At 58.5% G+C, this 11,326-nt stretch carries 12 protein-coding genes and 1 pseudogene; 2 read left to right on the top strand and 11 right to left on the bottom strand.

What is annotated here, in order from left to right; translation table 11 throughout:
• Positions 1–140: 140 nt before the first annotated feature.
• The 9 genes and pseudogenes from FEM54_RS13280 to rplM all read right to left on the bottom strand — a co-directional run.
• A pseudogene (locus FEM54_RS13280) lies at positions 141–263 on the bottom strand (GntR family transcriptional regulator); the annotation flags it as partial.
• Between the two features lie 265 nt (positions 264–528).
• Positions 529–1,278, bottom strand: a complete 750-nt coding sequence (locus tag FEM54_RS13270) for a FadR/GntR family transcriptional regulator (protein ID WP_138451298.1) — start codon at positions 1,276–1,278, stop codon at positions 529–531.
• A gap of 158 nt (positions 1,279–1,436) precedes the next feature.
• Positions 1,437–1,856: a ClpXP protease specificity-enhancing factor gene (locus tag FEM54_RS13265; RefSeq protein WP_138451296.1), complete on the bottom strand. Its 420-nt coding sequence runs from the start codon at positions 1,854–1,856 to the stop codon at positions 1,437–1,439.
• 17 nt (positions 1,857–1,873) lie between these two features.
• Complete coding sequence (locus FEM54_RS13260; RefSeq protein WP_017138266.1) at positions 1,874–2,491, bottom strand: glutathione S-transferase N-terminal domain-containing protein; 618 nt, start codon at positions 2,489–2,491, stop codon at positions 1,874–1,876.
• A 149-nt stretch (positions 2,492–2,640) separates the two neighbouring features.
• Entirely contained in the window at positions 2,641–3,420 is a 780-nt protein-coding gene (locus tag FEM54_RS13255; RefSeq protein WP_017138267.1) for a cytochrome c1, read from the bottom strand.
• The gene (locus tag FEM54_RS13250) at positions 3,420–4,631 is read right to left on the bottom strand and encodes a cytochrome b (protein ID WP_017138268.1); all 1,212 of its coding nucleotides are present in this window, start codon (positions 4,629–4,631) and stop codon (positions 3,420–3,422) included. Before FEM54_RS13250 ends, FEM54_RS13255 begins: the two co-directional genes overlap by 1 nt.
• On the bottom strand, positions 4,631–5,227 hold the full coding sequence (petA, locus tag FEM54_RS13245; protein WP_003216040.1) for a ubiquinol-cytochrome c reductase iron-sulfur subunit: 597 nt from the start codon (positions 5,225–5,227) through the stop codon (positions 4,631–4,633). The genes FEM54_RS13250 and petA overlap by 1 nt, the downstream gene beginning before the upstream one ends.
• Positions 5,228–5,492: 265 nt before the next feature.
• Positions 5,493–5,885: a 30S ribosomal protein S9 gene (gene rpsI, locus FEM54_RS13240; protein ID WP_003216038.1), complete on the bottom strand. Its 393-nt coding sequence runs from the start codon at positions 5,883–5,885 to the stop codon at positions 5,493–5,495.
• A gap of 14 nt (positions 5,886–5,899) precedes the next feature.
• A complete protein-coding gene (rplM, locus tag FEM54_RS13235; RefSeq protein WP_003171742.1) occupies positions 5,900–6,328 on the bottom strand; it encodes a 50S ribosomal protein L13 in 429 nt (142 codons plus the stop codon).
• A 248-nt stretch (positions 6,329–6,576) separates the two neighbouring features.
• Here rplM and FEM54_RS13230 point away from each other — a divergent pair, with 248 nt between their 5' ends.
• The gene (locus tag FEM54_RS13230) at positions 6,577–7,617 is read left to right on the top strand and encodes an NADP(H)-dependent aldo-keto reductase (protein ID WP_122720921.1); all 1,041 of its coding nucleotides are present in this window, start codon (positions 6,577–6,579) and stop codon (positions 7,615–7,617) included.
• Between the two features lie 134 nt (positions 7,618–7,751).
• On the opposite strand, the gene FEM54_RS13220 is transcribed toward FEM54_RS13230, so the two are convergent.
• Positions 7,752–8,888: an acyl-CoA dehydrogenase family protein gene (locus FEM54_RS13220; RefSeq protein WP_138451294.1), complete on the bottom strand. Its 1,137-nt coding sequence runs from the start codon at positions 8,886–8,888 to the stop codon at positions 7,752–7,754.
• Between the two features lie 220 nt (positions 8,889–9,108).
• Between FEM54_RS13220 and FEM54_RS13215 the strand changes: the two genes are divergently transcribed.
• Positions 9,109–10,029, top strand: a complete 921-nt coding sequence (locus FEM54_RS13215; protein ID WP_171045835.1) for a GlxA family transcriptional regulator — start codon at positions 9,109–9,111, stop codon at positions 10,027–10,029.
• Between the two features lie 190 nt (positions 10,030–10,219).
• Here the strand turns inward: FEM54_RS13215 and zapE are convergent, their stop codons facing one another.
• Positions 10,220–11,314, bottom strand: a complete 1,095-nt coding sequence (gene zapE, locus FEM54_RS13210; RefSeq protein ID WP_138451290.1) for a cell division protein ZapE — start codon at positions 11,312–11,314, stop codon at positions 10,220–10,222.
• Between the last annotated feature and the right edge of the window lie 12 nt (positions 11,315–11,326).

Raw genomic sequence — 11,326 nt, 5'->3', positions numbered from 1 at the left:
GGAACGATCAACTCCAGGCCAAGGAGATCAAAATGTGGGAGCTGGCTTGCCTGCGATAGCGGTGAGTGCACACAGTATCAGTTGCCTGACACTCAGCCATCGCAGGCAAGCCAGCTCCCACACTAGAACGTGTTTGGCGGTTAACCGCGCTGCGCCTCTGCCTCTTCATGGGCATGGCGCAGCCGTTCACGGCTATTGGTCAAATGCAGGCGCATGGCCGCGCGGGCCGCATCCGAATCCTGGCGGGCAATTGCCTCATAAATGATCGTTCCCACGCTCTGCGTGGGAATACATCCTGTGACGCTCTGCGTCACCTTGCACGGGGCTTGAGATACTCGCGCACATCGGGACGCGGAGCGTCCAGGGCGGCATTCCCACGCAGAGCGTGGGAACGATCAACTCCAGGCCAAGGAGATCAAAATGTGGGAGCTGGCTTGCCTGCGATAGCGGTGCGTGCACACAGTATCAGTTGCCTGACACTCAGCCATCGCAGGCAAGCCAGCTCCCACACTAGAACGTGTTTGGCGGTTAACCGCGCTGTGCTTGCGCCTCTTCATGGGCATGGCGCAGCCGCTCACGGCTGTTGGTCAAATGCAGGCGCATGGCCGCGCGGGCCGCGTCCGAATCCTGGAGGGCAATTGCCTCATAAATCTCTTCGTGTTCGCGGCTCAGGCGGCCCATGTAGTGCTGCTGGTCATCATGGGCCAGGCGCGCCGAATTCAGGCGGGTACGCGGAATGATGCTGGTACCCAGGTGGGTCATGATGTCGGTGAAGTAGCGGTTGCCGGTGGACAGCGCAATTTCCAGATGGAACGCAAAGTCTGACGCCACCGCATCCCCTGCGTGGGCCGCGCTTTCATTCAACGCATCAAGGGCTGCGCGCATGGCCGCCAATTGTTCGTCGCTGCGGCGCAACGCGGCAAGGCCAGCCGATTCCACTTCCAGGCTGATACGCAACTCAAGAATCGCCAGCACATCCCGCAGCGTCACCACCGTGGCCGGGTCGATCCGGAAACCGCTCGGGCTTGGCGTGTCCAACACAAAGGTGCCGATACCGTGGCGGGTTTCCACCTGCCCCGCCGCCTGCAAACGTGAGATAGCCTCACGCACCACCGTGCGGCTGACCCCATGGGCTTCCATGATGGCCGACTCGGTGGGCAACTTGTCGCCACGCTTGAGCTGGCCGTCGCGGATCTGCTCGGACAACACCGTGACCAATTCCTGGGCAAGGCTGCGGCGCTTGCGGGGAAGACGAGGGGCGATGTTGGCGTTTTCCATGACGAATGATCTTTCTCGGCGAACTTGAGTCCGCATCATAGCCCATGGCGGTTGTACGATCACCGTTCTGTCACGACTTTCATCCATATCCTTTGCGCAAAAAAATGCCCCGGCACAGGCCGAGGCATTTTTAGACTTCACCCAAGGGTGAACGCCGCTTACTTCACCACTTTCAGGCTTGGCCGACCGCTTGGACGCGGCGGCTCGGAGTCCGGTGGTGGTACATCATCACCGTCCTCGCCTTCGATCGTTTCGTCGTCCTCGAAAGGCGATTCCAGATCAAACACCATGCCCTGGCCATTTTCCCGGGCATAGATCCCGAGGATGGCACCAATCGGCACGAACAGCGTATGCGGCACGCCGCCAAGACGCCCTTCGAAGCTGACGGCTTCATTGTCCATGTGCAAGTGACGCACTGCACTCGGTGATACGTTCAGCACGATCTGCCCGTCACTGGCAAAACCCTGCGGCACGTCAACCTTGGGAAATTCAGAGTTGACCAGCATGTGCGGGGTGCAATCGTTGTCCACAATCCACTCATAGAGCGCGCGGACCAAATAGGGTCGACTGGAGTTCATCAGCGGCTCCTTAAGCCTTAGCGCATGTCGCGTTCGACACCAGACAGACTCGCCTGGAAAGCCTCACGCGCAAACTGGCGCTCCATGTAATCAAGCAACGGCTTGGCCGGCCGTGGCAGTTCAATGCCCAGGATCGGCAAGCGCCAGAGTATGGGTAATAGGCAGCAATCCACCAAGCTTTGTTCCTCACTGAGGAAAAAAGGCTTGTCGGCGAACAGCGGCGAAACGCCGGTCAGGCTCTCGCGCAATTCCTTGCGCGCTTGCACACGAACGGCTTCTTTACTGCGCGTATCCAGGATCACATCCACCAGCCCGCACCAGTCACGCTGGATCCGATGGATCAGCAGGCGGCTGTTGGCACGCGCCACCGGATACACCGGCAGCAAAGGCGGATGCGGGTAACGCTCATCCAGGTATTCCATCACCACGGTTGACTCCCACAACGCCAGGTCACGATCGACCAGGGTGGGCAAGCTGCCGTAAGGGTTCACTTCGATCAGTTTCGGCGGATGACGACCTGCCTCCACACTGATGATCTCGGCGCTGACACCCTTCTCTGCGAGCACGATGCGTACTCGGTGGGAATAGTGGTCGGCGGGGTCGGAGTAACAGGCCAACCGATTGGTCACGCCCATGGCGGTCCTCCTCGCTTGTTGAAATTATGGAAAGCTCAAAAACGAGCGCGCCCAGAGAGCATCCCTGTAGTGCCTGGTTCAACCAGACCGCTACGTATTCAGAGATGCCGCTGGGCGCGCAAGATTAACAGCAATTGCTTACGGTTGGATCAATGCACATCCTTCCAGTATTCGCGTTTAAGCAGATAAGCGAATACGAAGAAGAAGGCCAGGTACAGCAACACATACGTACCGATGCGCTGATGCTGCAATTTGACCGGGTTGGCCGAGTAGGCCAGGAAGGTCACCAGATTCTTGACCTTCTCGTCGAACTGCTCTTCGTTCAGCGTACCGGTCTTGGGCACGATGGTCAGTTGATCGCACGCTTCGTGTGTCAAAGGCGTGCCGGTCAACGGATCATATTGCTTCTTGCCGTCTTCAACGACCTGAACCTGCTTGCATCCTACCACTTGGCGACCCTGCAGGCCGACCAGAACGTTAGGCATACCGACGTTCGGGAAGACTTTGTTGTTCACGCCGTAAGGGCGCGCCGGGTCTTCGTAGAAGGATTTGAGGTAGCCATAGAGCCAATCGGTACCGCGCACGCGCGCCACCAGGGTCAGGTCGGGCGGCGCAGCGCCGAACCAGGCCTTGGCATCCGCAGGCTGCATGCCGATGTTCATGTGGTCGCCGATCTTGGCGCCGGTGAACACGGCGTGGCTGAGCATCACGTCATGGGGAATGCCCAGGTCATCGGCGACACGCTCGTAACGCTGGAACTTGGCGCTGTGGCAGCCCATGCAGTAGTTGGTGAACGTGCGCAGGCCATCTTGCATGGCGGCCTTGTCGGACACGTCGATATCGACTTTTTCCAGCTCCGCGCCGTGCTCGGCAGCGAAGGACAGTAGCGGCAGCGCCGCAAGGATCAAAGCAACGAATAACTTTTTCATCAGCCAGTCACCCTTTCCGGAACCGGTTTGGTCTTCTCGAGCCGGGTGTAGAACGGCATCAGAATGAAGTAAGCGAAGTACAGGAAGGTGCAGACCTGCGACAGCAGCGTGCGCTCAGGGGTCGGCGCCAATACGCCCAACACGCCCAGGATCACGAATGCAATGCAGAACACCCACAGCCAGATCTTGCTCAGCCAGCCTTTGTAGCGCATCGACTTGACCGGGCTGCGGTCGAGCCATGGCAGTACGAACAGCAGCGCAATCGACGCGCCCATGGCCATTACGCCCATGAGCTTGTCGGGGATCGCCCGCAAGATCGCGTAGAACGGCGTGAAGTACCAGACCGGTGCAATGTGCTCAGGCGTCTTGAAGGCGTTGGCCTGTTCGAAGTTAGGCTTCTCCAAGAAATAACCACCCATCTCCGGGAAAAAGAACACGATCGAGCAGAAGATGAACAGGAAGACCACCACACCGACAATGTCTTTGACGGTGTAATACGGATGGAACGGAATGCCATCCAGCGGAATGCCGTTTTCATCTTTATGCTTTTTGATGTCCACACCATCGGGGTTGTTCGAACCCACTTCGTGCAGCGCCAGGATGTGCAGCACCACCAGGCCCAGAATCACGATAGGCAATGCAACGACATGCAACGCAAAGAAGCGGTTCAGGGTGATGCCGGAGATCAGGTAGTCACCGCGAATCCACTGGGTCAGGTCGTTGCCGATCACCGGGATCGCACCAAACAGCGAGATGATCACCTGGGCGCCCCAGTACGACATCTGGCCCCACGGCAGCAGGTAACCCATGAAGGCCTCGGCCATCAGCGCCAGGTAGATCAGCATGCCGAAGACCCACACCAGTTCGCGTGGCTTCTGGTACGAGCCGTAGAGCAGGCCGCGGAACATGTGCATATACACGACGATGAAGAACGCCGATGCGCCGGTGGAGTGCAGCAGGCGCAGGATCGAGCCGTACTCGACGTCACGCATGATGTACTCGACGGAGGCGAACGCCTCTTCCGCCGACGGCGTGTAGCTCATCGTCAGCCACACACCGGTGACGATCTGGTTGACCAGCACCAGCAAGGCCAGCGAGCCGAAGAAGTAGAAGAAGTTGAAGTTTTTTGGCGCGTAATATTTGCTGAGATGGTCTTCCCACATTTTAGTGGCGGGGAAGCGCGCATCCACCCAATCCATGAACTTGCTCATCAGGCTTTCTCCCCCTCGTCGACGCCAATGACAATGACACTGTCAGTCTCGTAGTGATGTGGCGGCACTGGCAGGTTCAGTGGTGCGGGTTGTGACTTGTAGACGCGACCGGCGAGGTCGTAATGGGAGCCGTGGCAAGGGCAGAAGTAGCCACCGACCCAATCCTTGCCAAGGTCGGCAGGAGCAACTTCCGGGCGGAAGGTAGGCGAGCAACCCAAGTGGGTGCAGATACCGATCAGCAGCAGGATCTCTGGCTTGATCGAACGGATTTCCTTATCGACGTAGGCGGGCTGGTCGGAGTTCTTCGAGTCGGGGTCAGACAGTTGACCTTCGATTTTCTTCAGATTCCCCAGGATCTCCTCAGTACGACGAACGATGAAGACCGGCTGACCGCGCCACTCAGCAATCATCTGCTGGCCTGGGTCGATCTTGCTGACATTCACCTTCACCGGTGCACCTGCGGCTTTCGCCTTGGCACTGGGAAACCATGACCCCACGAACGGGACCGCAGCCCCCACCGCTCCTGCAGCACCCACCACGGATGTGGCTGCTACCAAGAAGCGACGCCGGCCTGCATTCACGCCGTCATTGCTCATTCAGTCCTCTCCCATCAGCTTTTTGGCCTGTTAAATCAGGCGTCTACTAAGTGTTGAATCTTTACTTATAAAAATTTTGTCGGATGGTAATGAAAAGCCCCACGTATGACAAGGGAATTGCCCTGGGCTCAGCCTCCAGGCCTTGTAGTATAGGGCGTCTACGGATGTGGCAAGTTGTCACGGCGAAATTTATGCATAAATCGCAGGCAATAAAAAACGCCCAGCTCCGTGAGGAGTTGGGCGTTTTTGTGGAACGTAAAGCGAATTAACGCTTCGAGTACTGCGGACGCTTACGCGCTTTACGCAGACCGACTTTCTTACGTTCAACTTCACGAGCATCGCGAGTTACGAAGCCAGCTTTGCGCAGAGCGCCACGCAGGGTTTCGTCGTACTGCATCAGAGCGCGAGTGATACCGTGGCGGATTGCGCCAGCTTGACCACTTACACCGCCACCGATAACGGTGACGTAGATGTCGAACTTTTCAACAGTCTCGGTCAGTTCCAGCGGCTGACGAACTACCATGCGGGCAGTTTCGCGACCGAAGAAGTTTTCCAGAGTGCGGTTGTTGATCGAGATGTTACCAGTACCCGGACGCAGGAAAACGCGAGCGGTAGCGGTTTTGCGACGGCCAGTGCCGTAATTTTGAGTCGCCGACATAATGAACTATTCCGTTAAAACTTCAGTTCTTGGGGCTGCTGAGCAGCATGAGGGTGTACAGCGCCCGCATAGACTTTCAGCTTGCGAAACATATCGCGACCCAGTGGGCCCTTAGGCAGCATACCTTTGACCGCGATTTCGATCGGGGCTTCAGGCTTCTTGGAGATCAGGCCTTCGAAGTTCGAAGACTTGATACCGCCTGGGAAACCGGAGTGACGGTAGTACATTTTGTCTTGCGCTTTGTTGCCGGTAACACGTACCTGCTCGGCGTTGATGATGACAATGTAGTCACCGGTGTCAACGTGAGGGGTGTACTCAGGCTTGTGCTTGCCACGCAGACGGCTGGCGACTTCAGTGGCCAGACGACCCAGGGTCTGACCAGCGGCGTCGACGACAAACCAGTCGCGCTGAACTGTTTCCGGTTTTGCAGTAAAAGTTGTCATTCTTTAATAGCCTCAGGGGCCGCCCTGTAAATTAGACGGCGGATCTTACTGAATAGTGCGTACTTTGACAAGTCAAAGGCAGCCGGATACAGACGCTATCGGGGGCTCGGGTCGGCGCGTCCGTTCAACGGCAAGATTCTTCGGCAGGCGGCGCATCACTTCCACTGCAGAAAGAGGTGGGCAATTATGCAGATTGCGAAAAAAAATTCAACCTGCTTTTATGATTGTTTTCCCCGAAGGAGTACCCGATGGATTATCGACAGCTGGGCCGCACCGATCTGAACGTAAGCGCGATCGCCTTGGGCACCATGACTTGGGGTGAGCAGAACAGCGAGGCAGAGGCCTTCGCACAGATCGAACGGGCCAAGGCCGCAGGGATCAACTTCCTCGACACCGCAGAAATGTACCCGGTGCCGCCCAAGGCCGACACCTATGCCACCACCGAGCGTTATATCGGTAATTACTTCAAGAGCCGCGGCGACCGTGCCGACTGGATCCTCGCCAGCAAGATCGCCGGCCCCGGCAATACCATCGACTACATCCGCGACGGCCACCTGCGCCACAACCGCAAGCACATCGTCGACGCCCTGGATGCCAGCCTCAAGCGCCTGCAAACCGACTGGATCGACCTCTACCAGTTGCACTGGCCGGAGCGCAGCACCAACTTCTTTGGCCAATTGAGCTACAAGCACAAGGACGAAGACGACCTGACCCCGCTGGAAGAAACCCTCGAAGCGCTGGACGAGCAGGTAAAAGCCGGCAAGATCCGCCACATCGGCCTGTCCAACGAAACCCCGTGGGGCACCATGAAGTTCCTGGCCCTGGCCGAAGCCCGTGGCTGGGCCCGCGCCGTGTCGATCCAGAACCCCTACAACCTGCTCAACCGCAGCTTTGAAGTGGGTTTGGCGGAAGTGGCTATTCGCGAGCAATGCGGCTTGCTGGCCTATTCACCGCTGGCATTCGGCATGCTCAGCGGCAAATACGAAAATGGCGCACGCCCGGCCAAGGCGCGCCTCACCGAGTACAGCCGTTTCAGCCGCTACTTCAACCCGCAGTCGGAAGCCGCGTGCAGCCGTTATGTGGCCCTGGCGCGGGAACATGGCCTGGACCCGGCGCAGATGGCGCTGGCATTTGTGACGCAACAGCCGTTTGTGACCAGTAATATTATTGGGGCCACGAGCCTGGAGCAGCTGGACAGCAACATTGCCAGTGCTGATTTGAAGCTGTCCAAGGAAGTGCTGGAAGGGATTGAGGCGATTCAGAAGGATCATCCGAACCCAGCGCCTTGATTGAGCCGAAATGATCGTTCCCACGCTCTGCGTGGGAATGCCGCCCTGGACGCTCCGCGTCCGCGCTTGAAGGTATGACGCAGAGCGTCACCGGATGCATTCCCACGCAGAGCGTGGGAACGATCCGATGGGCGTCAAAGCGCCCGCGCAATAATCTCCTTCATGATCTCATTGGTCCCCGCATAAATGCGCTGCACCCGCGCATCCGCCCAAGCCCGCGCAATCGGGTATTCCCACATAAAGCCGTAGCCACCGTGCAACTGCACGCACTCGTCGAGCACCTTGCATTGCAGGTCCGTGGCCCAGTACTTGGCCATCGCGGCAGTGGGCACATCAAGCTTGCCTTCCAGGTGCAGCGCCATGCACTTGTCGACAAACACGCGACCGATCTGAATCTCGGTGGCCATCTCCGCCAGTTTGAATCGAGTGTTCTGAAAGTCGGCAATCGCCTTGCCGAACGCCTTGCGCTCGCGGGTGTAGTCCAGGGTCCACTGCAGCGCAGCTTCGGCGGATGACAGCGCGCCAATCGCTACCGTCAGGCGCTCCTGAGGCAGTTCTTGCATCAAGTAGGCGAAGCCCATGCCTGCCTGGCCCAGCAGGTTACCCTTGGGCACGCGCACGTCCTGAAAGAACAGTTCCGAGGTGTCCTGGGCCTTCATGCCGACCTTCTCCAGGCGCTTGCCCTTGTCGAAGCCCGGCGCATCGGCTTCCACCAGAAACAGGCTGGTGCCCTTGGCGCCGGCCTTGGGGTCGGTCTTGGCCACGACAATGACCAGCTCGGCGAGGTAGCCGTTGGTGATGAAGGTCTTGGAGCCGTTGATCACATACTCATCGCCGTCCAACACGGCGGTGGTCTTGACGCCCTGCAAGTCAGAGCCGGCGCCCGGTTCGGTCATCGCAATGGCCGTGACCATCTCGCCGGAGATCAATTTGGGCAGGTACTTTTGCTTCAGTGCCTCACTGCCGTAATGCAGGATGTACGGCGCGACGATGTCCGAATGCAGGGAAAAGCCAATGCCGGTAAGGCCCAGGCGGCTGATCTCTTCGATCACCACCGCGCTGTACAAAAAGTCCGCGCCCAGCCCGCCATATTCTTCCGGCAGATGGGAGCACAGCATCCCCGCCTCCCCCGCCTTGCTCCACAGGTTACGGTCGATGTAACCCTGCTTTTCCCACTGCCCATGGAACGGCGCGGCGTGTTTTTCGAGGAAGGTACGCACGCTCTCGCGGAAGAGTTCGTGCTCCGAGCTGAACAAGGTTCTGGGGATCATGGGTCACCTGCGTGGATTGTCGGACAAAGACCAGCCCACAGAGCCTATGCCGCGAAGGCGTCACAGGACACTGGACACATGCGACAAAAAATAAGACGATCCAGCCGTCTGGTGACCACTTTCCCCTATAAGAATAAATGAAATTATGTCTAACCAAATCTCCACGCCCTTGCGGCGCGTCAGCATTTTGGCCATTGATCGGGTATTCGCTTCCACCCTCATGCAAGCCAAGGATTTCTTCCACCTCGCCAGCCTGCGTTACGGCAAGCAGCAAGGCCTGGGCCTGACCCCGGCATTTGAAACGCGCCTGGTCAGCCCCGACGGGCAATCGGTACGCAGCTTCAGCGATGTGATCATGCCGGTGGACGGCGGCCTGGAAAACGCCGACATCATCGTGTTGCCGGCCTTCTGGGACGACTTCGACGCGCTGTGCACCCGTTACCCGCAAGTGCTGCCCTGGCTGCGCGAGCAACATGCGCGTGGCGCGGTGCTGTGCGGCGAAGCCACCGGGGTGTTCTGGCTGGCCGAAGCCGGGCTGCTCGATGGCAAGGAGGCGACCACTTACTGGCGCTTCTTCAACGCCTTCAGCGAGCGTTTCCCCAAGGTACAGCTCAACCAGGACAAGCACCTCACCGACGCCGACAACCTGTACTGCGCCGGTGGCACCACCTCGGCGTGCGACCTTTACATCTACCTGATCGAACGCTTCTGCGGCGCCAACATTGCCCAGGCCGTGGCCCGCGACATCCTTTACGAAGTGCAGCGCAGCTACGCGCCAGGGCGCATCGGTTTTGGCGGGCAGAAGCTGCACCAGGACGTGATCATCCTGCAGATCCAGCACTGGCTGGAAGATCACTTTGCCGACAAGTTCCGCTTCGAAGACGTCGCCCGGGAACACGGCATGAGCATCCGCAACTTCATGCGCCGCTTCCAGACGGCCACGGGTGACAAGCCGCTGCATTACCTGCAAAGGCTGCGCATCGAGACGGCCAAAGGCCTGCTTTCAGGCAGCCGCAAGAGCATCAAGACCATCAGCTACGAGGTGGGTTACGACGATGCGAGCTTCTTCGCGCGGCTGTTCAGGCAGCACACCGAGCTGTCGCCGAACCAGTATCGCCAGCAGTTCCAGCAAGCCGCCTGACCCAAAGTAAACACAAACCCATGTGGGAGCTGGCTTGCCTGCGATAGCGGTGGATCAGTGAGTACATTTGTTCCTGAACCACCGCCATCGCGGGCAAGCCCGGCTCCCACAGGTGATCTCCATTGTTCTGGAGAACACCCATAAAAAAGGCCTGCATCACTGCAGGCCTTGGTCATTTCAAGCACATCGCTTACGGCTTGTGCCCGCGCGACAGGAACTCGTGGGACTGCATTTCCAGCAAGCGGCTCAGCGTGCGCTGGAATTCGAAGTTCAAGCGACCGCCCGTGTAGAGGTCCTTGAGCTCGACTTCGGCCGAGATGATCAGCTTGACGTTACGGTCGTAAAATTCGTCGACCATGTTGATGAACCGGCGCGCAATGTCGTCCGTGGTGACGCTCATTTGCTCCACACCGCTCAAGATCACCGCGTGGAAGATCTTGCCCAGCTCGATGTAGTCGTTCTGGCTACGCGGGCCGTCGCAGAGCTGGCGGAACTCGAACCAGGCCACGTCATCGCAGGTACGCAGGGCGATGATTTCGCGGTTCTCGATCATCAGCTTGTCGTTTTCCACCGCCTGGGTGCATTCCGGCGTCAGCGCGCGGAAGCTCTTTTTCAGGCTTTCATGCGCCGCTTCGTTCAGCGGGAAGTGGAACAGCTCGGCCTGCTCAAGGTGACGCAAACGGTAGTCGACGCCGCTGTCGACGTTGACGATTTCGGTGTTCTGCTTGATCAGCGCGATGGCCGGCAGGAAACGTGCGCGTTGCAGGCCGTCCTTGTACAAGCCATCGGGAACGATGTTCGAGGTGGCGACCAGGGTCACGCCGTTCTTGAACAGCTCTTCCATCAAGGTACCGAGGATCATGGCATCGGTAATGTCGGAGACGAAGAACTCATCGAAGCAGATCACCCTTGCCTCTTCGGAGAAGCGCTTGGCGATGATGGTCAGCGGGTTTTTCTCGCCCGGCAGGGTCTTCATCTCTTCGTGCACACGCTTCATGAAGCGGTGGAAGTGCGTACGGACCTTTTCCTTGAACGGCAGCGCTTCGAAGAAGGTGTCGACCAGATAAGTCTTGCCGCGGCCCACGCCACCCCAGAAATACAGGCCTTTGACCGGCGTGTGGTCTTTCTTGCCAAACAGCTTGCTGAACATCCCTGGCTTGTTGTGCGAGGCCGCGACCAGGTCGTCGTACAGGCGCTGCAAATGACGCACCGCATTTTCCTGGGCCGCGTCATGGAAGAATTCAGGGCGTTTCAGATCAGCTTGATATCGTTCTAGGGGCGTCATAATTTCGTTAGC

The organism is Pseudomonas edaphica, assembly GCF_005863185.1.
Classification (GTDB): domain Bacteria; phylum Pseudomonadota; class Gammaproteobacteria; order Pseudomonadales; family Pseudomonadaceae; genus Aquipseudomonas; species Aquipseudomonas edaphica.
The sequence above is the reverse complement of the archived record's forward strand: the minus strand, read 5'-3'. Positions and strand labels throughout refer to the sequence as shown.